Source organism: Noviherbaspirillum suwonense, from assembly GCF_900182955.1.
GTDB classification, from domain to species: domain Bacteria; phylum Pseudomonadota; class Gammaproteobacteria; order Burkholderiales; family Burkholderiaceae_D; genus Noviherbaspirillum_A; species Noviherbaspirillum_A suwonense.
Window position 1 is genome coordinate 122,430 of record NZ_FXUL01000016.1, and the last position, 24,771, is coordinate 147,200.

The 24,771-nt window shown below is 67.2% G+C and carries 17 protein-coding genes; 3 read left to right on the forward strand and 14 right to left on the reverse strand.

Annotated elements, in window-relative coordinates:
• Positions 1-188 precede the first annotated feature (188 nt).
• Together QOL82_RS19055 and QOL82_RS19060 are read right to left on the reverse strand one after the other, a co-directional pair.
• Positions 189-2,480, reverse strand: a complete 2,292-nt coding sequence (locus QOL82_RS19055; protein WP_283443885.1) for a polysaccharide biosynthesis tyrosine autokinase — start codon at positions 2,478-2,480, stop codon at positions 189-191.
• Positions 2,481-2,554: 74 nt separating this feature from the next.
• A complete protein-coding gene (locus tag QOL82_RS19060) occupies positions 2,555-3,685 on the reverse strand; it encodes a polysaccharide biosynthesis/export family protein (RefSeq protein ID WP_283443886.1) in 1,131 nt (376 codons plus the stop codon).
• A 927-nt stretch (positions 3,686-4,612) separates the two neighbouring features.
• Between QOL82_RS19060 and QOL82_RS19065 the strand changes: the two genes are divergently transcribed.
• Positions 4,613-6,520 carry a DUF4832 domain-containing protein gene (locus QOL82_RS19065; RefSeq protein WP_283443887.1) on the forward strand — a complete coding sequence of 636 codons (1,908 nt, stop codon included), beginning with the start codon at positions 4,613-4,615 and terminating at the stop codon, positions 6,518-6,520.
• 20 nt (positions 6,521-6,540) lie between these two features.
• Here the strand turns inward: QOL82_RS19065 and QOL82_RS19070 are convergent, their stop codons facing one another.
• The 12 genes from QOL82_RS19070 to QOL82_RS19125 are packed head-to-tail and all read right to left on the reverse strand — an operon-like array spanning position 6,541 to position 22,102.
• Complete coding sequence (locus QOL82_RS19070) at positions 6,541-8,151, reverse strand: GNAT family N-acetyltransferase (protein WP_283443888.1); 1,611 nt, start codon at positions 8,149-8,151, stop codon at positions 6,541-6,543.
• 55 nt (positions 8,152-8,206) lie between these two features.
• Positions 8,207-9,370 (reverse strand): glycosyltransferase family 4 protein, encoded by a 1,164-nt coding sequence (locus tag QOL82_RS19075; protein WP_283443889.1) that lies wholly within the window; start codon positions 9,368-9,370, stop codon positions 8,207-8,209.
• Complete coding sequence (locus QOL82_RS19080; RefSeq protein WP_283443890.1) at positions 9,367-10,476, reverse strand: acyltransferase family protein; 1,110 nt, start codon at positions 10,474-10,476, stop codon at positions 9,367-9,369. Before QOL82_RS19080 ends, QOL82_RS19075 begins: the two co-directional genes overlap by 4 nt.
• A 41-nt stretch (positions 10,477-10,517) precedes the next feature.
• Positions 10,518-12,521, reverse strand: a complete 2,004-nt coding sequence (gene asnB, locus QOL82_RS19085; protein WP_283443891.1) for an asparagine synthase (glutamine-hydrolyzing) — start codon at positions 12,519-12,521, stop codon at positions 10,518-10,520.
• 1 nt (position 12,522) lies between these two features.
• Complete coding sequence (locus tag QOL82_RS19090; protein ID WP_283443892.1) at positions 12,523-13,647, reverse strand: glycosyltransferase; 1,125 nt, start codon at positions 13,645-13,647, stop codon at positions 12,523-12,525.
• Between the two features lie 49 nt (positions 13,648-13,696).
• Positions 13,697-14,668, reverse strand: a complete 972-nt coding sequence (locus QOL82_RS19095) for a polysaccharide deacetylase family protein (RefSeq protein ID WP_283443893.1) — start codon at positions 14,666-14,668, stop codon at positions 13,697-13,699.
• Between the two features lie 7 nt (positions 14,669-14,675).
• Positions 14,676-15,980, reverse strand: coding sequence for an O-antigen ligase family protein (locus QOL82_RS19100; RefSeq protein ID WP_283443894.1), 1,305 nt, complete (start codon positions 15,978-15,980; stop codon positions 14,676-14,678).
• Positions 15,981-15,989: 9 nt separating this feature from the next.
• A complete protein-coding gene (locus QOL82_RS19105; protein ID WP_283443895.1) occupies positions 15,990-17,180 on the reverse strand; it encodes a glycosyltransferase family 4 protein in 1,191 nt (396 codons plus the stop codon).
• 15 nt (positions 17,181-17,195) lie between these two features.
• Positions 17,196-18,539: a lipid II flippase MurJ gene (locus QOL82_RS19110; RefSeq protein ID WP_283443896.1), complete on the reverse strand. Its 1,344-nt coding sequence runs from the start codon at positions 18,537-18,539 to the stop codon at positions 17,196-17,198.
• On the reverse strand, positions 18,536-19,600 hold the full coding sequence (locus QOL82_RS19115) for an SDR family oxidoreductase (RefSeq protein WP_283443897.1): 1,065 nt from the start codon (positions 19,598-19,600) through the stop codon (positions 18,536-18,538). The genes QOL82_RS19110 and QOL82_RS19115 overlap by 4 nt, the downstream gene beginning before the upstream one ends.
• A gap of 8 nt (positions 19,601-19,608) precedes the next feature.
• The gene (gene tviB, locus QOL82_RS19120) at positions 19,609-20,886 is read right to left on the reverse strand and encodes a Vi polysaccharide biosynthesis UDP-N-acetylglucosamine C-6 dehydrogenase TviB (protein ID WP_283443898.1); all 1,278 of its coding nucleotides are present in this window, start codon (positions 20,884-20,886) and stop codon (positions 19,609-19,611) included.
• A 58-nt stretch (positions 20,887-20,944) separates the two neighbouring features.
• Positions 20,945-22,102, reverse strand: a complete 1,158-nt coding sequence (locus QOL82_RS19125; RefSeq protein ID WP_283443899.1) for an MraY family glycosyltransferase — start codon at positions 22,100-22,102, stop codon at positions 20,945-20,947.
• A gap of 470 nt (positions 22,103-22,572) precedes the next feature.
• Between QOL82_RS19125 and QOL82_RS19130 the strand changes: the two genes are divergently transcribed.
• Together QOL82_RS19130 and QOL82_RS19135 are read left to right on the forward strand one after the other, a co-directional pair.
• Positions 22,573-23,574, forward strand: a complete 1,002-nt coding sequence (locus QOL82_RS19130) for a LysR family transcriptional regulator (protein ID WP_283443900.1) — start codon at positions 22,573-22,575, stop codon at positions 23,572-23,574.
• A 270-nt stretch (positions 23,575-23,844) separates the two neighbouring features.
• The gene (locus tag QOL82_RS19135; protein ID WP_283443901.1) at positions 23,845-24,423 is read left to right on the forward strand and encodes a hypothetical protein; all 579 of its coding nucleotides are present in this window, start codon (positions 23,845-23,847) and stop codon (positions 24,421-24,423) included.
• Positions 24,424-24,771 lie beyond the last annotated feature (348 nt).

Genomic DNA, 24,771 nt, shown 5'->3' on the forward strand with positions numbered 1-24,771 from the left:
GAACGTCAACCGCAACGGTCGCTGCGCGGTGCTAAAGACAACCGCAACGGTCGCTGCGCGTGCAACCGCAACCGCACGCTACGGCCCACTTCATATTCGGATCCCGCGCCCGCCCCGCCGCGGCCCCCACACTTCATCCGCCACGCGATCGACAAACAACGCTCGCGCCAGCACGAAATCCCGCAGGCTCATGCCCGCGTCTGCTCCAACGCCCCCCGCCTCCCCTGCTCCCCTTCATACTGCACCCTCCAATACCGCCCATACCGATACCCATACCCGTACTGCCGGTTCCTCAACGGCACCCCGTTAAACAGAAACCCGTTCGCCGCGAGCCCGGCCTGGGTCAGGTGCTTGAGCGACTCCGCCACGTCCCCCGCCGTCGTCATCCCCGCCCGCGTAAGCAGGTAGATCGCCGACGCATGCATCCCCAGGATCACCGAATCCGACACCGCCAGCACCGGCGCGCTGTCGATCAGGATCACATCGTATTGGGCTTCCAGCGAGCTGAGCAGCGAACCCAGCGCCGGCCGCATCAGCAGCTCCGACGAGTCTTCCGGCAGCGCGCCCGTCGACAGGAAATCGACGTTGGGCAGCACGCCCCGGTGCAGCACGCTGTCGATGCGCTTGACGCCGGCGATGACGTCGGACAGGCCGAGCTGGCGGCCGACGCCGAAGTAGCCGTGCAGGTGGCCGTTGCGCAGGTCGCCGTCGATCAGCAGCACGCGCTTGCCGCCCGAGCCGAGCAGCGCAGCGAGGTTGGCGGAGACGAAGGACTTGCCGGTGCCGGCGGTCGGGCCGGTGATCAGCACCACCTTGCCGGCGAGCCGTGACAGCGTGTACTGCAGCACGGTGCGGAAGCTGCGCAGGCTCTCGATGGCGACGTCGGTCGGGGCCACGCGCGCCAGCAGCGGCATCTGCATGCTCTTGGGGTCGGCATTGGCCAGCATCTCGGTTTGCGCCTTGCTGTACGGGATGGCGGCATAGGCCGGCACGCCCAGCATCTGCTCGATCTCGGCCGGGTCGTCGATGGCCTTCTGCAGCGACTTGCGCACCAGCGCGCCGAAGACGCCGGCCATCAGGCCGGCCAGCAGCGACACGCCGACGATGCGCACGCGGTTGGGCGACACGGGCTTCTCGGGCATCAGCGGCATGTCGACCAGGCGCACGTTGCTGGTCTTGGCCACCGTGGTCAGGCGCAGCTGGCGCGCGGTGTTGAGCAGCGCGGTATAGAGTTCGGTGTTGACCTTGACGTCGCGCGACAGCCGCACCAGTTCCTGCTCGACCTGCGGCAGGGTCCGGATATGGCCGGCCAGCTTGCGGATCTCGCCGTTCACCTCGGCCAGCTGCGCATTCACGCCGATCACGAACGGATGCTCGGGCATGAAGCGGGTCAGCAGGTCGATGCGCTTCTGCTCCAGCTCTATCTTGCGGGTCTTCAGCGAGGCGGACTGCTGCAGGCCGATCTTGGCTTCCTCGCCCAGGTCGATGGTGCTGTTCTGGTTCCTGAACTGCGAGTAACGCACTTCCGCAAGCTCCAGCTGCTTCTTCATGTCGGGCAGCTGCTTCTCCAGGAAGGCCAGCGCGCTGTCCGCTTCCTGGGTCTTGCGCGACGCGTTCTGGCTGATGTAGGCGCGGGCGATCTCGCCCAGCAGGTTGCTGACCTGGACCGGGTCGCCGCCCTGCAGCGAGGCCCTGATGATGCCCGACTGCTTGCCCTGCTCCGTCACCGACATGTGCTTGAGGATGTCGTCGATCAGCACCTGGCGCGACGCATGGATCAGGATGAAGCGGGTGCCGGGCTTGGCGCTGATATGGTTGATCAGCAGTTCGAAGCGGCCCGACGGCAGCACGAAGGAAATCGGCTCGCCGACATGCCCGACCGCGGCAAAGCCGCTTTGCGGCTCGTTGATCCGGTACTTGCTGTTGTCTTCCAGCGTCAGGCTGAACTCGCGGTTGAGCAGCTCCTCGGGCACGGCCATCACGCCGATGTCGATCTTTTCGCCGCCCCAGGCATAGCCGTGCTGTCGCACCCAGTCCGGCGCGGAAATCAGCTCGCTGTACCGCGACAGCCACTTGCCCACCACCGGCAGGTAGTCAGGCTCGCCGCTGATGTCCAGCCCCAGCTTGTCGACCGCGCGCGAGATCACCAGCCGCGACTGGAACAGCTCGATCTCGGCGCTTGCGCTGGTCTTCATGCTGAACATCGAGCCGCTCTCGCTGAGGAAGTTCTTCGACTCCTTCGGGCTTTCCTCCTCCACGTGGATCAGCACGTTCGCCTCATAGACCGGCCGCGCCAGCAGCGCATAGGCGGTGCCCAGCAGCAGCACGACGAAGGCCAGCCCGAACACCAGCCAGCGCTGCTCGTACAGGATGCTGAGGTAGCTCGAAAGCTCGGTGTCGTCGCCGGCGTCGCGCTGCGGATTGACGAACTGCTGCACCGGCAACAGGCCGGGGGGCTGATAGCGTACAGAGTTGGACATGGCTGCTCTTCAGGTCTGTGGTCTGACGGGCGCCGGCCTGCGGAACAGGACGGCCGTTTTTTGTTGATCTCTTTTCAGCGCACCGGGCTCATTGCGCTCACTGCCGACGACAAGGACCCGGGGAATATCTGGCTGATGGTCCGATGCCAGTTGGTCAGCGGGGTCGCCGCCACATATACAAGGTCCTTCGCGTCCAGTTCGAAGCTTTCCGCCATGGCCAGCGCGCCCTGGGCCTGTGCGTCGAGCCGGTAGACCACCGGCTCGGACGCCGAGCGGCGCACCACGTAGACCTGGCTGGCATCCCCGGAAAGCGGATTGATGCCGCCCGCCTCGCCCAGCGCTTCATTCAGCGACAGCCGGCCGTTGTGCATGGTCAGCGCGCGCGGCGTCACCACTTCGCCGGACACGAACACCTTGCTCTCGTCGCGCGAACGCACCCGCAGCACGTCGCCGTTCCTGAGCATGATGCTGGCCGGGTTGACGCCCTGCTGCACCATCTGCGGCAGATCGATCAGGTAGGTGCTGCCGCCGCGGCTCAGGCTGATGCGGCTCTGGTCGGCGCTGGGCAGCATGCCGCCGGCGCGGTTGATCGCTTCCATCAGCGTCATCGCCAGGTCGTTGATCGCATGCACGCCGGGCTGCTTGACTTCCCCGTCGACGTAAATGCGCTTGCTGCGGTAGGACTGCACCCGCATCGTCACGTTCGGGTCCCTGATGTAGCGGGCAAGGCGCGACGCCAGCAGCTTGCGGGCCTGCTCCTCGGTCAGGCCGGCGACGCCGACCCGGCCGGCATAGGGAAACTGGATCTCGCCGTTGTGGTCTACGCTGAAGCCGGCGGCGGGCGTGACGCCGGACGCGGCGTCCGGCGCGCCGGCCGGCAGGCCGATCGCGGCGCCGTTGAGTTCGGGATGGTCCCAGACCACGATGGAAAGCACGTCGCCGCTTTCAATGGCGTACGGCGCCGGCGGCTCGCTCAAGCGGCTGATGTCGAGGCTGCTGCGGCTGCTGCGGGCGGCGCGCTGCGCCTCCAGCAACTGCGGGGTGATCTCGCGAAACGCGGTCGCCGGGGCGGCGCTGTCGGCCGCCGCCGCGGCCGGACCGGCGGGAAAGCCAACGCCCGGCGTGACGGTCCCGCAAGCGCCAAGCGCCGACGCCAGGGCTGCAATTGCACAGGTTTTCCACGCCGGACCGGAAAAAATGTTCATCTCCCCACCTCGAAAAAATTTGTTATTCATTCATTTTCTTAATCTAAGCAGACGGCTTTCCGCGACATTGACGCACGTCAGGAGCCAGGTGAATCGGACCGATTTGTCGATATTTCCAATAAGAAAATGGTATGGAAATTGCTTTAAAAGAATTTTCAGGCGATCGCGTCTTTATGGATTAATTGCGGGGATATGCTCCGCCCAACGCAACATCCATTCATTTTTAAAGATGGAGTTGCATTAATGCCAGCCCCGGCTGTAACCCGCAGTACTCTTTCCCGATTGTAAAAACAGTCTATGTCACGGTTTTATAAGGACTTTTTGAAACCCGCACTATCGAAAGTCACCTGAAAAGTTCCGCGATTCCGTAAAAAAATTAATCTAATTTTTTGTCGATTAAAGGTTGCACTCATCGATAATCGCCCTTAATATTCCTCCGTCTTAACAAATAAGTTTCCTCTAGTAAATTTTTAAGCGGCAGCGCCATCCCGCTGCATCGAAACTTCTTCCAGAGCGCGAAGCGCCCTGGCCGTTCCGCGCAAGCCGGTCGACCAAACCGGTGAAAAGCGCCCCTTTTCTCAGCCGACCGGCATTCCGGGCAACGGGTTCCTACCGCTGCGGGGACTGGCTCGCTCGGCCGTGGCAGAGGGACCGAATACGGCATTTTTTCAACCTCCGACCCGGCCGACAAGGACTGGAGCGGAACGTCCTTATCGTCCGGCGTCACGCTGCGCACCCTGGTGGCAGACACGTTCGGGCTGGGGCAGGACCGGACAGGCTGCGCGGCCTTCCGGCACGCATCAGGCAGGACACACCGCGCACCTGGCAGCGGCGCCAGCCGCTGCATTAACAATCCCGATGGTCTGCCACGCCTTGTCCGCAAGGCGGAGGACCGCTGCATCCTAAAACTTAACGACATAGTCACCCATGAAAATGATTTCCAGATCCGGCATCCGCCCGTCCCACCTCTTCGCTCTGTCCGCAGGCTGCTGCATGGTATCGATGGCAATGGCGCAGGTCGCCACGCCCACCGTCACCAGCGACGCCGCCAATGTCTACTACAAGGTGCCGTATTCCGGCTCGCCCAGCTTTGTCCGCGTGTTCATCGACAATGACCATGCCGCATCGACCGGCTACCCCGCCAATGGCGTCGGCTCCGGCTACCTGATCGAGAACGGCAACCTGTACCGCTATGCCGGCAGCAACGGCAGCTGGAGCTGGACCTGGATCAAGAAAGTCCCGTATGCAGTCGCAGGCGGCAGCGCCACCATCAGCGTCGCCCGCAGCGACCTGTCGCCTTCTGCCGTCATCGATTCGGTGGCCCAGGTCGCCTCGCCGACCTACACCGCGTCCAAGGTGACGACCACGCTGTACGTCGCCGGCGCAGTCACACCGACTCCAACTCCGACTCCGACGCCCACACCGACTCCGACTCCGACACCGACCCCGACACCCACGCCGACGCCAACACCCACCCCGACGCCGACCCCGATCCCAACCCCAACTCCAACACCCACGCCGACGCCGGCCCCGACGCCCAGCACCAGCGCAACCACCCCGGTCAGCTACACCGCCGCCAGCGGCGCCATCGCCAATCCGGAACGCGGCTTCTACAACCAGGTCAACTGCACCGACAGCGTGATGAACCAGTCGCAGCTGACGAACTACCGCACCTCGGCCAACCAGTCGCTGGTGATGTGCGCATTCCTGATGAGCGAGGCGGTCAATTCGCCGCTGGCGCAATCCAAGCTCGACCTGCTGCAGCGCCAGTTCGACACCGCGCGCGCCGCCGGCGTCAAGATGGTGCTGCGCTTCGCCTACAACTACAGCGACAACGCGACCGACGCGCCGCTGTCGACGATGATGACGCACATGGACCAGTTGAAGCCCATCCTGGCCCGCAACAGCGACGTGCTGGCAGTGGTGCAGGCAGGCTTCATCGGCAGCTGGGGCGAGTGGGGCAACAGCCGCAACTACGGCACCGGCACCCTGAGCACGCAGCAGTGGAATGACCGCAAGACCATTCTCAACAAGATGCTCGACATGGTCCCGTCCGAGCGCATGGTCCAGCTGCGCACGCCCGACTTCGCGTACAAGCTGGTCAGCACCACCCCGCTGTCCGCTTCCGAAGCCTTCAACGGCAGCGCCAAGGCGCGGGTCGGCCAGCACAACGACTGCTTCCTGGCGTCCGGCAACGACTGGGGCACCTACAACAACACGTCGACCGACTATCCGTGGCTGGCCTCGCAGACGACTTACACGGCGATGGGCGGCGAGACCTGCAACGTCAGCCAGCCGCGCAGCGACTGCCCGACCGCCGTGGCCGAAATGAGCCGCTTCCACTGGTCGTATATCAATAACGGCTTCCATGCGACGGTGCTCAACAACTGGCGCAGCCAGGGCTGCTACGAGACGATCAACCAGAAAATCGGCTACCGTTTCGTCATGAAGGACGGCAGCTTCTCCAACAGCGCCAAGCCGGGCGGCGGCTTCGCCGTCAACCTGAACCTGGTCAACGAAGGCTATGCGGCCCCGTTCAACAGCCGCCCGGTGCAGCTGGTGCTGCGCAACAACGCCAGCGGCGCGGTCTACCGCGTCGCCCTGTCGGCCGATCCGCGCAAGTGGCTGCCGGGCCAGGCTATCAACATCAACCAGACCGTGACGCTGCCGTCCGGCATGCAAAGCGGCAACTACAGCGTGATGCTGGCATTGCCCGATGCGGCTGCCTCGATCAGCAACCGGCCGGAGTACGCGATCCAGCTGGCCAACAGCAACACCTGGGAAGCCAGCACCGGCTTCAACAAGCTGAACCACACGGCCGCCATCGCGCCGTAAGGAAGGACGGCGGGCCGTGCTCATGGCTGCGTCAGCAGCCGGAAGCCGGCCTGTTCGGCGACGCTGCGCGCGGTCCTGTCGTGCGCATGCAGCACCAGCTCCACCGTGGCCGCATTGAAGCGGCCATGCACTTCGGCCAGCACCTGTTCCAGGAACCGGCGCAGCCCGGTTTCATGGCCTGCGCCCGCATGCCGGTAGATGTCGTACAGCGCAATCGCGCTGTCCGGCTCGACCGGCATTTTTTCATTGCCGTCCGCCATCTCGCCGCGCCGTCCCACCCACGCGCAGAACACCAGCCGTCCGCCGTCGGTGATGGTGTAGACATCCTGCCGGCTTTCCAGGCGCTTCATCGCCTCGTACTGGAACTCGTGGTAGGTCTTGCGCCCGCCCGCCTCGTCGTAATGCAGCAGGTCGTCGACCCGGTTCGCCCGCAGCGCCACCGTGCCCGCCGTTCCGCCGGACCGCGGCACGCCCTGGTAGACGCAGAATTTCTCGCGCATGGCCAGCGGCAGCGTGCCCGACATCGCCAGCCGCGCCGCCTTCCTGGTGCGCGCCAGCGCCAGCCGGGCCGCGGTGGTGCTGACGCCGACCCGCGCCAGCCAGCCCGACGCGAGTTTCAACATCTGCGCCCGCCGCTGCATCTGCATGGTCTGCAGCGCGCTGAACGCGGACAGCTCCACCACCTCGTCGGTGTCGGTCGCCAGCAGGCTCTTGTAGCCGCCGCCGGGCGTCAGGTCGAAACAGCCGACGCCCTCCTCCTCCAGCGCCATGCAAAGCAGGTAAGTGTGCAGCCGGCCCGGCGAATAGTCGGCATACAGCGGCGAATGCGTGATGCCGACCTGCACGCTGTCGGGGCCGCGCAGGCCGACGTTGACCGACACCACCGCATCGCCGGCCGTCAGCACGCTCACATGCAGCAGGCCGGCGTCGAGCAGCTTCAGGTAGAACGCGCGCTTGGCGGGGTCGGCGCGGAATGGCGCGCAGTCGTACATCGCCGCCTGGCGGAAATCGTACTGCAGGATGTATTCATCGAGCGCGGCAATCAGCCGCGCCGGATCGGTGACGGTCTCGAAGCGCACTTCGCCCAGCCGCTTCAGCCGGTTGTAGAGGTTGCGGTTGGTCTTGCCGTTGAAAGACTTGCGGATGCGCTCGGCGCTGGTGCGCATGTAGGGCCGCGGCTCGGGCGACGAAAGCGTGCAGCGCAGCGGGCTGTCGGGGTCGCGCAGGCCGTCGAGCGGCGTGCCGGGCGCGAGGTGCTTCAGGTGCAGATGGCGGCGCGGAAAGCTGCGTTGCAGCTGCGCCAGCGCCGCGCGGATGAAGCCGTCGGAGGACTGCGGCAGCGCCAGCCAGACCTGGTAGGCCGCCTGCGGCCCGCCAGCCCCCACCAGCGTCTTGCCGCCTGCGTCCAGCGCCAGCGCCAGCAGGCCGGTCATCCTGCCTTCGACGACCGTCCATAACAGCAGCGGCCGGTAGGACCGGCGGTACAGCCGGTACCAGGCGCCGACATAATCCGGGTGCTGGTAGCCGGTGGCCCACGGGCACTGCGCATGCAGCGCCCGCCACAGGTCCATGAAGTTCCCGTCGTCCAGCGCCGCGATGACGTCGTCATCGGTCCGCAACATCAGTTCCATGCATTCTCTCCCTTGCCTGCGTTCCCGCGATGCTCGATGCCCCATGTTCCGTGCGCTATGCGCCGGCCCTGTGCCATATCCTCAGTCCCCTGCGCCGCGGCAGCGACGCTGCCTGCCCGATCGCATCCAGATACTTGCGTATGACCAGCGCCTCGTCGAATTCGGCTTCGACCTTGCGCCTGCCGGCCGCGCCCATGCGCTGCCGGCCCGCCAGCGGCATGGACGCCATGCCGAGCATGGCCCGCGCCAGGTCGGCCGCATCGCGCGCCTCGCACAGCAGCCCGTTGACGCCGTCCTCGACCACGTCGACGCAGCCGGGCACCCGGCTGGCCACGATGGGCCGGGCCATTGCCGCGGCCTCCAGCAGCGTGCGCGGCACGCCTTCGCGATAGGACGGCAGAACGACGCAGTCCGCCGCCGCCAGATACGGCCGCACGTCGTCGGCCGCGCCGAGGTACTCGACCAGACCTTCGGCATGCCAGGCGGCGATCGCGTCCGGCGACACGCTGTTGGGATTGGCGGCGTTGACCGGCCCCAGCAGCTGGAAGCGCGCATCGGGCAGCTGGCGGCGCACGATGCGCGCCGCCTCCGCATACTCGACCACGCCCTTGTTGACCAGCATCCGCCCGACCAGCAGGAAGCGAAACCGCGAGCCGTCGCCGCTCACCGGCGCTGCCTGGTAGCGGCCCGGCGCAATGCCGGAGCCGGGCAGCAGGTCGCTCACGTCGTCGCCGGCCAGGCCGCCATCGATGAACAGCCGGTGGTCATGGGGGTTCTGGAAGAACACCTTGGACGAGCGACGCAGCGCCGTGCGATACAGCAGCCGCGCGACCCGCGTGACGACGCTGTCGTCGATGAAGGCCGCGCCCAGGCCGGCGATGTTGTTGATCACCGGGATGCCCAGCAGCTGCGCCGCCATCGACCCGTAGACATTGGGCTTGATGGTGTAGCCGAGGTAGGCCACCGGCGCCTGCGCGCGCAGCAGGGTGACGTAGCGCAGCAGCAGCTGCAGGTCGCGGCCCGGATGGGTGCCGTTGCTGTCCATCGGCAGGTCGACGAACTCGCAGCCTGCCTGGACCAGCCGCGGCGCATAGCTGTCGGCCGGGGCCGCCACCACCGCCCGGTAGCCGTTGCGCATGATGGCGTCGAGCAGGCCGGCCCTGAAGTTCCACGCATTCCAGGCGGTATTGACCGAGAGCAGGACGGTTGGCTGCGTCATGTTGCTTCCTTCTTCAGAACCGGCGGCGCAGCGGCGCCGCCCAGCGAATGGCCGAGCTGCAGGAAAGGCCGCTCGAGCTGCCGGTAGAGCAGGGCTGAAAACACGGCGGTCAGCAGGAAGCCGAGCAGCGCGGCGGCGAAGCCGTGCGCGAGGTCGCCGACCAGCCCTGCGGCCACGTGCAGCCAGAAAGGATGGGCCAGGTAAAAGCTGTAGGAGACGCTGCCCAGCCATCGCACCGGCTTCCAGTTCAGCCAGCGGAACATGCACCAGCCCGGATAGCGGATCGCGAGCCAGAACATTGGGAACAGCGCGATGCCCTGCAATGAGTAGCGCAGCGACTTCTGGAAGAATGGCGCGCGGTACAGCAGCGTGCCCAGCAGCAGCGCCACCGCAAGCAGCAGGAGCGCCTGGGCGCCGTACGGCGGCGCGCTTGCGATCGCGGCCGGCGCATCCAGCACCGGGTTGCACCACACGCCCATGATGCAGCCGAACAGCAGGCTGTCGAGCCGGGTGTCGGTCGAATAAAAGAGATAGTCGCTGGCGACCGCATGATTGAGCGCGAGGGCGATCCGCCACATCAGCACCAGCACGCACATGCCGCCCAGCGTCGCCGCGACCCGGCGCAGCGGCATGCGGGCCGACAGGAACAGGAAGAGCATAGGGAAGACCAGGTAGAAATGCTCTTCCACCGCGAGCGACCACAGCACCGACGTATGGGGCGCAAGGCCGGCGTCGGAACCGGTGACGACGATGTAGTAGTTGGTCAGGTGCAGGAACTGCGCCAGCACCGCTATCGTTTCGACCTCTCCCATCTCGTGCATGACCATGGCGAACAGCAGCATTGCGATCAGCATGAAATACATGGGCGGGAAGATCCTGCAGGCCCGGCGCAGGTAGAAGCGGCGCAGGCTGACGCTGCCGCAGGCTTCGCGTTCGCGCCGCAGCAGCGTCGTGATCAGGAAGCCGCTGAGGAAGAAGAAGACCGTCACCCCGAGGCCGCCCGGCATGGGCGCGCTGCCGAACGCATGGCTGGAGAACACCAGCATCGCCGCGGCGGCGCGGATGCCGTCGAGCGAAGCAATGTGGCGCAGTGCGGTGGCGGCCATGGCGCTTGTCGTCCTTCGCTTTGTGTCCCGGTTCGCGTCGCTCAGGGCGCCGCATGCTGGTGCTGCCGGTACTGCTGATGTTGCTGGTGTTCCAGCCAGGCCTGGAACATCAGCACGCTCCACAATGCGTACTGCCAGTTGCGCTGGCCGGACTGGTGCTCGCGCCAGCGGCGCGAGATCGGCTCGGGATCGAAATAGCCTTCGCGCCGCAATCGGGACTCGTCGAGCAGCGCCGCGGCCCAGTCGCGCAGCGGCCCGCGCAGCCAGAGGCCGACCGGTATGCCGAAACCCATCTTCGGGCGCTCGATCAGGGCCGCCGGCACATGCCGGTACAGCACCTGGCGCAGCGCCCACTTGGTGACGCCGCCGCGCAGCTTCATGCTGCCCGGCAGGCTCATCGCGAACTCCACGACTTCATGGTCGAGGAAGGGCACGCGGGTTTCCAGCGACACGCCCATCGCAGCCCGGTCGACCTTGACCAGGATGTCGTCGGGCAGGTAGAGCAGCATGTCCAGCGCCATCATGCGCTGCATGTCGTCGAAGCCGTTCATGCGCGCGGACAGCTCCTTCATCGACGGGCCGGGCTCGCGGCCGCGCACGACGATGACGCCGGGATCGGGCCAGTGCGAGGTCAGGCCGAGGTACAGGTCGTCGATGGAGCCGCTGTCGAGGATGCCGGCGCCCTTGTGCAGCTTGTCGCCGACATTGGCGAACTGCAGCGACGGCGGCAGCAGCGGCGCCATCATCGCGGCCATGCGGTTCCACGCATGCGGCGGCACGCTGGTCAGCAGGCGCGCCGCCATGCGCCGCCAGGACAGCGGCCGCGCCCGCAGCCGGCCCCACAGCCGCGCGGTCATGCTGTAGCGGTTGTAGCCGCAGAAGAGTTCGTCGCCGGCGTCGCCCGACAGCGACACGGTGACATGGCGGCGCGCGAGCCGGGACACCAGGAAGGTGGGGATCTGCGACGAGTCGGAGAAAGGCTCGCTGAAGAGGACCGGCAGCTGCGGTATCACCGCCTGCGTCTCCGCGGCGCTGACATACAGCTCGGTATGGTCGGTGCCCAGGTGCGCGGCCACTGCCTTCGCATGCTGCGCCTCGTTGTACTGCGCCTCGTGGAAGCCGATGGAGAAGGTGCGCACCGGCTGCGACGACTGCGCCTGCATCAGCGCCACCACGGTGGACGAATCGACGCCGCCGGACAGGAAGGCGCCGAGCGGCACGTCGGCCATCATCTGCCGCCCCACCGCCTTCGACAGCACCGCCTCGAGCGCGTCGACGCCCTGCTCCGGCGTGCCCTCGAAAGGCTGCGCAATGCCGTGCCGGTAGCTGTCGATGCCGGACCAGTAGACCGTCTCGCGCGCGATGCCGTCCATCAGCCCGATGGTCAGCAGCCGGCCGGCGGGCAGCTTGGCGATGCCCTGGTAGATCGAATGCGGCGCAGGGATGTAGTTGTAGCGCATCAGCTGCGTGAGCGCGTCGCGGTCGATGGCGTTCTCGAAGCGCGGGTGGCGGCGCAGCGCCGCCAGGTCGGAACCGAACAGGAAGACCCGCCCGTCGTGCCATCCCTGCCAGCCGTAGTAGAGCGGCTTCTCGCCCAGCCGGTCGCGCGCAAGCGTCAGCGTCGCGCTTGCCGCGTCCCATGCGGCAAAGGCGAACATGCCGACCGCCCGTTCGACCGTCGCCCGCACGCCCCACGCGTCGAAGCAGGCCAGCAGGGTCTCGGTGTCCGAATGGCCGCGCCAGCATGGCGCCGCGCCCTGCGCCAGCAGCCGGTCGCGCAGCTCGCCGTGGTTGTAGATCTCGCCGTTGAAGACGATGGTCCAGCGGCCGCTGGCCGACGGCATCGGCTGGTGCCCGGCAGGAGACAGGTCGACGATGGCAAGGCGCCGGTGCCCCAGCGCGACGCGCGAGCGGGCGTCGAGCCAGTGGCCGGCGTCGTCCGGGCCGCGCCGCTCCAGCGCATCCGTCATCCGCCGCAGCGTGTCCGCATTCGCGCCGCCCTCACCCCAGCCCGCGCCCCCGAGAAAGCCTGCGATTCCGCACATGTCAGGTCCCGCCTTCCATCACTCTGCTGTAGACGTTCTCGAAACGCTCGAGGGTATGCCGCACGGTGAAGCGCTCATGCACGCGTGCCCGTCCGCGCAGCCCGAGCGCGCGCCGCGCGTCGGGACCTAGGCGCAGCATCCGGTCGAGGCCGGCCGCCAGCGCCGCGGTGTCCTCGCGCGGCACCACCATGCCGGTGTCGGCCACCAGCAGCGCGGTGTCGCCGACATCGGTGACCACGCACGGCACGCCGGCCGTCATCGCTTCGCCCACCACGACCGGAAAGCCCTCGTTGCGCGAGGACAGGCAGAACACGTCCATCGCGGCCAGGCAGACCAGCGCATCGGCCCGTTCCCGCACCAGCGTAAAGCGCTCCGCATGCCCGGTCGCGGCTGTCCACGCGTCCAGCTGCGCGCGCTCGTCGTCGTTGCGATGGCCTATCATCACGAAGCGCAGCTCTGGATGGGCCGGGGCCAGCAGGCCGGCGGCGCGGATGAAATTCTCCAGGTCCTTGTCGGGGTCGAAGCGGCCGAGGTTGCCGACCACGACGTGCGTATCGTCGAAGCCCCACTGCGCTCGCAACGTCATGCGCTGCAATGCGCCGACCGCCGGCGACTGGTTGAAGCCGTTATGCACGACCACCATGCGCTGGCTGTCGTAGCCCTTCTCGACATGCGACCGGCGCGACGCGTCGGCGACGCAGACGATGGTGTGCGGCACGCGGCCGGACAGCCATGCGCAGAGCCGCCGCACGACCGCGGTGGCGCGCGGCGCATGCGCAATCCCGGTGGTGCGTATGCCCCATATCACGTTGCGGTTGCCCGCGAGCCGCGCGGCCAGGCCGCCGACCAGGTCGGCGTGATACATCCAGGTCTGGACGATGTCGGGCCGCGCCGCGCGCAGGATGCGCACCAGCTGCAGGAAGCTGCTTACAGGCGCGCGGCGCAGGTCGACCTGCGCGACATCGATGCCTGCCTTCCTGAACACCGGCAGCATGGTCCCGCCGGGCAGCAGGGTCACGACCCTGTGATGGTACCTGCCCTTCGCGGAGCCATCGATCAGCCTGAACAGCGCGGTCTCTGCGCCGCCAGTGTCGAGGCCGGTGATCACATGAAGGACGGTAGGCATCGTTCTTTTCTCCCTGCCGGTATGGGACCGGCATCTGTTCTTGGATTGATCATGCATGCGCTTCCACCATGCCAACCTGCGATTTCGCAAATTCGCGCATGGTCATCGACGCCATGCCGTACTCGCCGCGCAGCATCGCGTAATGCTGCAGCACCGCTTCGAGCACGCGCATGTTCTCGGCCTGGTTCACGCCGAAGTTATGCGGGTGCCACCACAGGTGGAACATGCCGTCGCTGCGGGCTGCATCGGTCATCGCTTCGCGCAGGCGGCGCAGGCGCAGCGGCTCGATGCGCGCGAGCGGCCTCGACCATGGGCGCAGGAACATGCTGGCCGGGACATTGACCAGTCGCCCTGCAGCGGCGCCGGCCTTCGAGGTCGCACAGCGCAGCGGCAGCCACGCATCGGCGAGACGCACCGCGCGCCCGGCCAGGCCGCCGGGCGCTGCATGGCCGTTCCGGTAAAGCCAGTGATCGCTGTTGCCGCGGAAGACCTCGATGCCGCTTTTATCCAGCGTGTCGAGATAGTCGGCATGGACCTGGTTGCGAGGCAGCACCAGGCTTTGCAGCCGGACCCCGAGTTCGCCCGCGACCTCGGCGGCGAGACGCATGTCGGCCGCGAACTGGTCGGGCGCGGCGCCCTCCTCGTTGCACAGGTAATGGCTGTAGGTATGGCTTGCAAGCTCCTGGCCCGGCGTCTCCAGTATCCGCTGCACCAGCGGCCTGCCGAAGAACAGTCGCGGATGGCTGCGCGCCATGTCGGCATGGCGGTAGGCCGACAACGCCGGATTGCGATAGGCCGGCATGATGTCGGGGCGCAGCGCGCGCCACTGTTCGAAGTCGCGGCACATCAGCATGCCGACCGTGGCCCAGGTCGCGTTCACCCTGTAGCGCCTGAACAGCGACAGCATGGCCGGGACCGCTTCCCATTCGCCGTCGACGTTGGGCCCGTAGTCCTTGATGGCGGCGATATCGGCGACGCCCCAGAACAGTTCGAAGTCCAGCGAGATGACGAAGGTGGACAAGGTAGCGTTACTGCATCCGAAGGTGGCGGCGCGCGGCGGCGCCGGGGACTGCTGCGCGCGAAGCGCCGTCGCGCTGCGCCAGCAGCGAGAACGTCAGCAGCCAGTAGGGGAAGTCGAACATGTTGTGGGTGAAGAAGGTCATCACGCAGAACAGCAGGATGACGGCGGCCTGCATGGTCCGGTCCTCGAAATAGCGGCCGCGCACCAGCACTGCCAGCAGCCACAGCCACATGACGACGCCGGCGATGCCGTACTCGGCCGCCAGCGACACCAGCTGGTTATGCGTGCTCACCGGTTGCGCCCAGAGCCGGCTGTAGCCGCCGTCGGTGACGCCGGCGCCGGCGCCGGTGAGCGGGTTGCTGGAGAACGCTTCCCAGCCGGCGCGCAGCACCGCTTCGCGCTCCAGCGCGCTGTCGTCGTTGAGCCGCGCCTGCGAGAAGAACAGCAGCCGGTGCTGGATGTTGTCCAGCGCATCGGTGAAGTCGGTGCGCTTGCTGATGTAGCTTTCCAGCCCGCCCATCAGCAGCGGCAGCGCGAGGACGGCCAGCGCGGCGACCGCGCTGAAGGCCGGCAGCCGCCGTTTCGCCATCAGGAACACCAGCAGGATGAGCCACGCCAGCATGGCCGCGCGCGTGAAGGTCAGCAGCACGCCGATGCCGGCCAGCAGGATCAGCGGCGTGCGATAGCGCTTGGCCACCAGCGGACAGGCCATCAGGAAGGCCAGCAGCACCGCTTCGCCGGCGATGGTGGGATTGATGAAGGTGCCGGCGGCGCGACCCGGCACCGCGCCCGGCGTGTCGACCGGATACAGCAGGCCCGGATACAGGAAGTCGGTGATGACCAGCACCGGCAGCAGCACGGCCAGGAAAACGAACACGCGCTCCCAGCCGCTCGAACGCATCCGGCTGAACACGAAGCCGAGCAAGATGACCATGGCGACCGCCTGCATGCGGAACACCACCAGCGCCTCGCTGCGCGCATTGATGTTGCTGTCGTTGCTGAGCAGGTGCAACAGGTTCAGCGTGAGCAGCGCGCATGCCCACAGCACGAACGGCGAAGTCAGGTAGGCGAGGAAGGCATTGAGCCGCGTCAGCAGCACCGGCAGCACCAGGGCGATGAAGCCAACATAGAACAGCTTGGGCAGCAGCCCCTTGTCCAGCGTGTAAGCAAACACCGGCAGGTGCAGGTAGATGCAGACCAGGATCACCGGCAGCGCCAGGCCGGTCCAGGCCGCCAGCAGGCGGCCGTTGCGGCGGCCAAGCCGGGCGCCGGCCTGGTAGGAAATGCCCTGCAGCGCGGGAGTGCTCAACATGATCTCCCGTCAGGCCGCGCCGCCGCGCCGCAGCGGCGCCGGATGCGCGCCGTTGCCGTCGGCCGTGCGAACGGCGGCTGCTGCCGGGATCAGCGGTTCGGCGAACAGCGACTCCCACATGGCAGCCACCCGTTCGATCGAGAAGCGCTCGCGGGCGTCGACGGCCCGCGCGGCCAGGCGCGTGCGCAGGCCGTCGTCCGCCATCACCGTGGACAGCGCCACGCCCAGCGCGTCGGCATCGTCCGGCGGCACCAGCAGGCCGTCGACGCCATGGCGGATGATGTCGCGCGGACCGGTGTCGCAGTCGAAGCTGACGGCCGGCAGCCCGTGCGCCATCGCCTCGGCCAGCGTGTTGGGAAACCCTTCGAAACGCGAGCTCATCACATACAGGTCGGCCCGTTCGTACCACTGCCCGGCATTGCCCACCACGCCCGGCAGGAACACCCGGTCCGTCAGCCGCAGCCGGTCGACCTGGGCCTGCAGCATCGCATGCTGCGGCCCGGCGCCGAGGATGACCAGGTCCCAGTCCGGGTAGGCCGGCGCCATGCGCGCGAAGACATCGACCAGCACCGGAAAATTCTTCTGGTCGGCCAGCCGCCCCACGCCCAGCAGGATGCGCCGGCCCGGGCGGCACAGCACGTCCGGCGACAGCATCGGCTCCTGCAGCGGCAGAGGCCAGCCGGCGGCATTCGGTATCACCGGCGCCTGCCTGGCCGAGGTGTGCGCCATGATCCACTGCGCGCATTCGGGCGTCAGCGCGGCGACCGCGTGCAGCCGCCGGTAATGCATGCGCCGCAGCGCATTCCATACCGCGCCCAGCGAGACCTGCGCCGGGAAGATATGCTCGGACCCGACCGCGCAGAAGCGCGGCAGGCCGCGGCATGCCAGCGACAGGATCACGTTGGCGTTGGTCATCATCGCCAGCGCGGCGTCGGGCTTGAAGTCGCGTATCACCTGCCGCAGCGAACGGATGCGGGCAATATTGCGGGTGGCCGCCTGCAGCAGGCCGCGGCTGTCGCCGGCCAGCCCGAAGCCGGCGCGCCGCACCCGTGGATCGAGCTGGTAGAAGTCGCGCGCCGTGGTCTCGACGGTGGCGATCATCACCTCCCAGCCGCGGCCGGCCCAGTGGTTGGCGAGGTTGGCGGCGACACGCTCGGCGCCGCCGGACTCGAGCGAATGGAGATAGATCAGCAATTTCATCGAGGCTTCCCGTCTTCAGTGGCTATCAGTGGCTTTATGAACATGCCTGGCATACAGAAACAGCATGGCGAAGGAACTGAGGTACATCACGCCGGTGGACAGCACGATGCCGCGCATGCCGAGCGCAGGCACCAGCAGCAGGCTCGCGCCGAGCTTGACCAGCAGGTTGATCGCCGCGCCCAGCGCCACCGCGCGATGGTGGCCGCGCGCGACCAGGCTCGACACCAGCACCAGCGCGGCGAAGAAGAACGGCATCTGCAGCGCGCCGTAGCGCAGCACGCCGGCCACCGCGGCCGTGCTGGCCGCGTCGAACGCGCCGCGCTCGAACACCAGTCGCACCGCGAGCGGCGCCAGCCACCAGACGGCCAGCGCGGCCAGCGCGCCCACGCCCAGCATGATCGCCACCCAGCGCACCGACACCTCGTGGATGCGGCCACCGCTGCCATGATGGGCGCGCGCAAACACCGGCAGCGTGGCGCGGCTCACGGCGGTGCCCCCCAGTCCCATCATCAGGGCCAGCAGGCGGTTGGCATAGCCGAGCGTGGACACCGCGCCGGTGCCCACGTGCACCGCGAACATCAGGTCGACGATGTCGATCAGGCTCATCACCGCGTTCCCGGCCAGCATGACCGCGAAGCTCTGCCAGAACCAGCGCCAGGCCGGCGAGCTGGCGCCGAGGCGCGGCCGGGCGATCTCGCCGCGCCTGGCCAGCGGCAGCGCAAGGCAGGCCAGGTGCAGCGCGAAACCGGCGACCGTGCCCCAGACCAGCGGCGCGATGCCGCCGTCGAGCAGCATGACCGCCGCCGCGATGGCCAGCGCCGGCACGCCTTCCAGCAGGGTGTTTGCATGCAGGCCCGCCGCCAGCATCCAGGCCGAGAACAGGCTGCTCAGCACGCCCAGCGGCAGCAGCAGCACCAGCGCGCGCGCGGCCTCGCCGGCCGACTTTGCCGCGGCGGGCGACAGGCCGACCCTGGGCGACGCGATCAGCATCGGCAGCGCCACCGCCGCCGCCAGCGCCAGCAGCAGACCCAGCGCCAGCGCGGCGCCCAGCAGCTCGCCGCGAAAGCGCGGCAGCGCCTGCGGCGCCTGCTCCCGCATCCGCGCGGCCAGCGGCACCAGCACCATCGTCAGCACGCCGAACCAGAGGGCCAGCGGCCAGCTGACCAGGTTGAGCACGAACAGGTAGCCGTCGACCTCGGCGCCGATGCCGTAGCGGTAGGCCACCGCCATTTCCTTGACCGCGCCGGACACCTTGCCCAACAGGACGAACAGGGTCACCCAGGCCATGCCGCGCACGATGGCGAGATGGTCCGGGTGGAAGGCCCTGATGCGGCTGTTGAAGGCAAGGAAAACGTTCAATCGATGCTCCCCGCCAGCTGCCGCTCGCGCTCCAGGTACCAGGGCATGGCCAGGGCCAGCCCGTCGCGTATGCGCATGCCGGGCGCGTAGCCGAGCTGCCGCTCGGCGCGGCCGATGTCGGCCAGCGAATGCTGGACGTCGCCGGGCCGCGGCGGCCGGTGCAGCGGCGCGCGCCGGTATCCCACGCCATGCGCCAGCAGCGCCGCGCGCAGGCTGTCGAACAGTTCGAGCAGCGTGGTGCTGTCGCCGACGGCGACGTTGTAGACCTGTCCGCGCGCATGCTGCGGCGCCAGCGCGGCCAGCAGGTTGGCCTGCACCGCGTTGTCGATGTGGCAGAAGTCGCGGCTGACGCTGCCGTCGCCGTTGATGACGACATCGTCGCCGCGTATCATCGCCGCCACCCATTTCGGGATCACCGCCGCGTAGGCGCCGTCGGGATCCTGCCGCCTGCCGAACACGTTGAAGTAGCGCAGCCCGGTCGCGCTGATGCCGTAGCAGCGCGCGAACACATCGGCATACAGCTCGTTCACGTACTTGGTCACCGCGTAGGGCGACAGCGGCCGCCCGATGCGGTCCTCGACCTTGGGCAGGCCCGGATGGTCGCCATAGGTGGAGCTCGACGCCGCGTAGGTGAAGGATGCCACCGCGGCGTCGCGCGCGGCGACCAGCATGTTGACGAAGCCGCCGACGTTGACCGCATTGCTGGTGGCGGGGTCGATGATGGACCGCGGCACCGAGCCCAGCGCGGCCTGGTGCAGCACGTGGTCGACGCCATGCGTCGCATGCGCGCAGACCGCGCTGTCGCGGATGTCGCCCTCGATGAAGCAGAAGCGCGCCCACTGCGCCGGACCGACCGCTTCCCTGACCTCGCGCAGGTTGGCCTGGCGGCCGGTCGAGAAATTATCCAGCCCCACCACTTCCTGGCCTAGTGCAAGCAGCGTCTCTGTCAGGTTGGAGCCGATGAAGCCCGCGCACCCGGTCACCAGCCAGGTCGCCTTCTGCTCCAGCAGCCGCGCGCGCAGCGCCGGCGGAAGGTTCGCGGGATTGCCTGCGCCCGTCATCCGCGCGCTCACAGCCGCATGTCCGATTCGGCCTTGGGCAGCATGTACTTGAGGTCGTACAGCACATGCACGGTCTTGCCGAAGGAATGCATCTTCTCGCTGCCCATGCTGCGAAACTCGTCATGCGCGACCGCGAGGATGATGGCGTCGTACTTGCCCGCGACCGGCTCGCGCACCGTCGTCACGCCATACTCGTGCTGCGCGTCTTCCGGGATCACCCACGGGTCGTAGACATCGATGCTGACGCTGTAGCTCCTGAGCTCGGCGATGATGTCGGCCACCTTGGTGTTGCGCAGGTCGGGGCAGTTTTCCTTGAACGTCAGGCCCATGATCAAAATGGACGCGTTCACCACCGGTATCTGCGACTTCAGCATCTTCTTGACCAGCTGGCCGACCACGTAGCCGCCCATGTTGTCGTTGATGCGGCGCCCGGCCAGGATCACCTGCGGGTGGTAGCCGAGCGCGGCCGCCTTGTGCGTCAGGTAGTACGGGTCGACGCCGATGCAGTGGCCGCCGACCAGGCCGGGCCGGAAGTTCAGGAAGTTCCACTTGGTGCCGGCCGCCAGCAGCACCTCCTCGGTGTCGATGCCCATCTTCTTGAAGATGATCGCGAACTCGTTCATCAGCGCGATGTTGAGGTCGCGCTGGGTGTTCTCGATGACCTTGGCGGCCTCGGCCACCTTCACCGACGACGCCCTGTGCGTGCCGGCCGGGATGATGCTCGCATACAGCGCGTCGACCACGTCGGCCGCTTCCGGCGTCGAGCCTGACGTGACCTTCATGATGCTGGTGAGCCGGTGGCTGCGATCGCCCGGGTTGATGCGTTCCGGGCTGTAGCCGACGGTGAAGTCGGTATTGAACGTCAGGCCGGACGCGCGCTCCAGCACCGGCACCGCGAACTCCTCGGTCGCGCCCGGATACACGGTGGACTCGTAGATCACCAGGTCGCCGCGCTTGAGCACGTTGCCGATGGTCTCGGACGCCCTTTCGATCGGCGTCAGGTCGGGCTGCTTGTGGCGGTCGATCGGCGTGGGCACCGTCACGATGTAGATCGACGCGCGCACCAGTTCCTGCGGCCGGGTCGTGAAGGTCAGCCGGGTCGCCGCGGCCAGGTCGGGCGCGTCGATCTCCATCGTGATGTCCACGCCTTGCCGCAGCTCCGCCACGCGGCGCTGGTTGATGTCGAAGCCGATGGTCGGGTACTTCTTGCCGAACTCGACCGCCAGCGGCAATCCGACATAACCCAGGCCGATGACGGCGACTACCGCGGATGAAGGTACACTCATGAAATGCTCTCCCGTGCTTGATGAACAGACCCGGCGACGTGCCGTTCGAATTGCGCCGCTACACCAGCTTGGTGCGGGACTCGGCGCGCAGCCCCAGCATGACGACCGGATTCAGGCACCAGTGGCCGCGCACCAGGCGCGCATAGACCGCCATGTAAAGCAGCACCTGCAGCGCGACCAGGTTGAATGCCATCCAGGGCTTGTCGCCCACCGTGACGGCGGCGAAGCTGGCCAGGCAGAGCCAGAGCGTGACGATGCAGGCGACGATGGAATTGCTCTTCCAGCGGGGCCGCGTGCTGGCCGGCATCCAGCGGCAGACCAGGCGCCGGTACAGCAGCGTATGCAGGTGCAGGCGGTCCGGCGCGCCGGGGCTGCACTTGCGGATGACCTTGCGGCGGTAGATGCTGTACATGACCTCGATGACCGGATAGGCGCAGATCGCCAGCACCTGCCAAGGGCTGATCTCCGGCTGCCGGATGATGATGAGCACCGCGATCTCGGCCACCCAGAAGCCCGAGACATAGGCGCCGCCGTCGCCCATGAAGAGCCGGCCGGTCGGGTAATTCACCGCCAGGAAGCCCAGCATCGTGCCGATGCCGGCCAGCACCAGCGTCACCACGAACATGTCGCCGGCCTGCCAGGCCAGCACCCCCATCCCGGCCAGCATGATGGTCACCGCGCCGCCGGCCACGCCGTTGAAGCCGTCGATGATGTTGATCGCATTGCTCACGCCGGCCACCGCGATGGCCGTGATCACCAACGCCAGCGGACCGTACTGCAGCAGGTGGTCGACGCCGTAGATGTCGAGGCGCGGCAGGTAGGCGCCGAGCAGCCATGCGGCCATCAGCGCGCTGCCGAAGGTCGCCAGCAGCCGCGCCCGCACCGACACCCGCTTGGTCAGGTCCTCGGTCAGTCCCATCAGGAAGCACGGCATGCCGGCCAGAAGCAGCAGCAGCAGGTCCTTGCTGTGCGCGCGCAGCGCCGGATGCTGGTCGCCGACGAAGCCGAACAGCACCACCGCGGCCACGCCGCTGCACAGCGCGATGCCGCCGACGCGGGGCACCGGCTTGCGATGCATTTTCTGGATCGCCGCCATGTCCATGTCGAAGGTGTAGCGTCCGTGCCAGCCCTCGGTCCAGATGATCATCAGGCTGATCAGAAAACTGGTCGCCGCCGGCACGGCCAGCGACGCCCACATGTCGAAGGCCGGGATCATCGCGGGCCTCCTGCCGTGCGGACCCGGCCGCCCGGATACGGCGGCATGCCCGTCGGGGCGCGCTTCACATCGACAACTGGTTTCAAGGGCGAGACACGGCCCGCAATCGAATTCATTTTCCAGGCTCCCGGCGGAACACGTGACTGGTTTAACCGGCTGTTCAACTGTCCGCTGGTCGAATTCTACGGATTAGCCCTTGGCGCAATAAGTATGAAAACTTGATTAAAGCGGGGACAAAGCCACGCTTCCGATTCAAATTCACGATTAAAGGCAAGGTGTGTGGGTTTTTGCGATTTTCCTGCGATAGCTCAATAACCGGGCTGCCCTGCCCTTTACTGCGGGCCAAGTTCGATCATCGTCAAATATTGACAAATCTTAAAGTGGCGCGCCGGCCATCCTCCTATTCTTGCTTCACGCAACGTTCCGGCGCTGCAAGCGCCATAAATCACCGGCAGGCAATAATCAATAACATGAAACTGGTCGATATCAACAGCGAGTTGCTGGGGGAAAAGAGGCAAAACGGAGCGGCAACCGCGCGCAATGCGCGGCTCTACGACAGCCGCCGGATGCGGATCACGCTCAAGCAGTGGCGCATGCTGCATGCGGTCATCGACTGCAACGGCTTCAGCGCCGCGGCGGAATACCTGCATGTCAGCCAGTCGGCGATCAGCTATACGCTGGCGCGGATGCAGGAGCAGCTGGGCGTGGCATTGCTGAAGGTGGAAGGGCGAAAGGCGCACGTGACCGAAGAAGGCCGGGCGCTGATGGAATATTCGCGCAACATCATCCGCGGAGCGATCGAACTGGAAGCGCTGGCCGAGAAGATGCGGCTGGGCTGGGAGCCGGCGCTGCGCCTGGTGGTCGACCAGGACTGCCCGCAGGCCTTCATCATGGCTGCGATGCGCTCCTTTCACCAGGCCGCCGCGCATGTCAAGGTCACGCTGGAGGAAACCGGCAGCGCCAGCGCGGAACTGGCGATCCTGCAGAATGCGGCGGACCTGGCCATCTGCGCCAACGTCCCGCCGGGACACATCGCGGAGCGCCTGCTGTCGATCGAATACGTCGCCGTCGCGCATCCATCGCATGCGCTGGCGAAGGCAAGCGCGCCGCTGACCGACGCCGACCTCGGCCGCCACACCCGCATCGTGCTGGGCAGCGACGCCGAAGCCCGGCAGCAGTCGGCAAGCCGCCGCCCCGGCGAGCCGGTGATGCACTGGCGCTTCAGCAGCCTGGACAGCGCGCTGGCCGCGCTCGAAGCCGGCCTCGGCTATGCCTGGCTGCCGCTGAACCGGGTCGAACGGCTCACCAGGCAGGGCGTGCTGCAAGTGCTGGCCCTGCCCCCGTACTATCACAACCGCCGCGACTTCTACCTGGTGCATGCGCAGAAGGCGTCGCCGGGCATCGGCGCCAGCAGCCTGTCCGGCCTGCTGCATTCGCATGCGGCGGTGATGATGCAGAGCGTCGACAGCTGAAGGCGGAGGGCTGACCCGTGAACAGGCAGGGTAACTGCGGTTGCGAGGCGCGGCGGCCGGTTATTTGCGCCACCACCGATCGATCCAGAAAGCCAGTACAACCAGCGCCAGCGCGGCAATCAGATAGTCGGCTAATTCCGGAGTCATGCACTTTCCTTGCAATTGTCAGACGAACGGCTGCTGTGATGGAACGCGGCAGCGCCAGGCAGGCGTGGCGCCGGCGTTGATTATGATGAACTCTTCCGGATAAAAACAGTGCGTGGCGAAAAAATGCGACCACGCCCACGGGCGCCCCGCGCAGGCCGCGCCCTGACCGCCCTGCTGCTGTCCGCCGCCATCGCCATCGCCACGATTTCCTCCTCCCTCGCCGCCAGCCTCCCTCTCGCCAGCGCCCCGGCGCTGACCCTGGACGCCGCGCGCCATGGCGTGACGCTGACCCTGGACGCCGTACATGGCGCCGCCTTGCGCCAGGTCGCCCGCGGCCAGCCCGCCGCGCTGCCCGGCGACCCGGCACGCTACCGTTCGGCGGTGCTGGTGCTGGACGATGTGACGCTGACCGCCGCCGGGGCCAGAGGCGGCTACTTTTACCGTATCTATATAGTCCCTGCCGGGGATGGGCAGGTCTCGGAGCGGCAACAGGTGGGCACGCTGGGGCCGTTCGAGGTGTCGGCTGCGCGGCAGCGGGGGGTCGGGGCGTTGCGGTACACGCTGGGTGGCGCGCTGGCGGGGAGCGGCGGCGAGCGCCTGGGAGCGGTGGAGGTGGTGTTCCGGCGGGCGGGCGGGGAGGATGTGGCGTTGATGGGGATTGGGGGGATGCGGGTTGAGTTGAGTACGGAGGTGGAGAATTAGGTAAACGGGTCGCGCGGAGGGGGTGGCGCCGCGCAGCGACCGTTGCGGTTGTCCGCGCAGCGACCGTTGCTGTTGCATTTAGCTCCGCGCAGCGACCGTTGCAGTTGCCTTTGAAGTGGCCGTTGCCGTTGCCGTTGCCCTTGCCCTTGCCCTTGCCCTTGCCGTTGCCCTTGCCCTTGCCGTTGCCCTTGCCCTTGCCCTTGCCGTTGCCCTTGCCCTTGCCCTTGCCGCTGCTTGTGAAGTGGCCGTTGCCGTTGCAGTGAATCCCCGTTGATGACGCCACGTCGCTGGTGCCGAAATCGGATAAAGAAGCGTCCGCTGTCTGAGCGAAGCGAGTTTCGGACGCTT

Bases quoted from the DNA above. Each gene is read 5' to 3' on its own strand.
- QOL82_RS19055 (WP_283443885.1), bottom strand. From the start codon at position 2,480: ATGTCCAACTCTGTACGCTATCAGCCCCCCGGCCTGTTGCCGGTGCAG.
- QOL82_RS19060 (WP_283443886.1), bottom strand. From the start codon at position 3,685: ATGAACATTTTTTCCGGTCCGGCGTGGAAAACCTGTGCAATTGCAGCC.
- QOL82_RS19065 (WP_283443887.1), top strand. From the start codon at position 4,613: ATGAAAATGATTTCCAGATCCGGCATCCGCCCGTCCCACCTCTTCGCT.
- QOL82_RS19070 (WP_283443888.1), bottom strand. From the start codon at position 8,151: ATGGAACTGATGTTGCGGACCGATGACGACGTCATCGCGGCGCTGGAC.
- QOL82_RS19075 (WP_283443889.1), bottom strand. From the start codon at position 9,370: ATGACGCAGCCAACCGTCCTGCTCTCGGTCAATACCGCCTGGAATGCG.
- QOL82_RS19080 (WP_283443890.1), bottom strand. From the start codon at position 10,476: ATGGCCGCCACCGCACTGCGCCACATTGCTTCGCTCGACGGCATCCGC.
- asnB (WP_283443891.1), bottom strand. From the start codon at position 12,521: ATGTGCGGAATCGCAGGCTTTCTCGGGGGCGCGGGCTGGGGTGAGGGC.
- QOL82_RS19090 (WP_283443892.1), bottom strand. From the start codon at position 13,647: ATGCCTACCGTCCTTCATGTGATCACCGGCCTCGACACTGGCGGCGCA.
- QOL82_RS19100 (WP_283443894.1), bottom strand. From the start codon at position 15,980: ATGTTGAGCACTCCCGCGCTGCAGGGCATTTCCTACCAGGCCGGCGCC.
- QOL82_RS19105 (WP_283443895.1), bottom strand. From the start codon at position 17,180: ATGAAATTGCTGATCTATCTCCATTCGCTCGAGTCCGGCGGCGCCGAG.
- QOL82_RS19115 (WP_283443897.1), bottom strand. From the start codon at position 19,600: ATGACGGGCGCAGGCAATCCCGCGAACCTTCCGCCGGCGCTGCGCGCG.
- tviB (WP_283443898.1), bottom strand. From the start codon at position 20,886: ATGAGTGTACCTTCATCCGCGGTAGTCGCCGTCATCGGCCTGGGTTAT.
- QOL82_RS19125 (WP_283443899.1), bottom strand. From the start codon at position 22,102: ATGATCCCGGCCTTCGACATGTGGGCGTCGCTGGCCGTGCCGGCGGCG.
- QOL82_RS19130 (WP_283443900.1), top strand. From the start codon at position 22,573: ATGAAACTGGTCGATATCAACAGCGAGTTGCTGGGGGAAAAGAGGCAA.
- QOL82_RS19135 (WP_283443901.1), top strand. From the start codon at position 23,845: ATGCGACCACGCCCACGGGCGCCCCGCGCAGGCCGCGCCCTGACCGCC.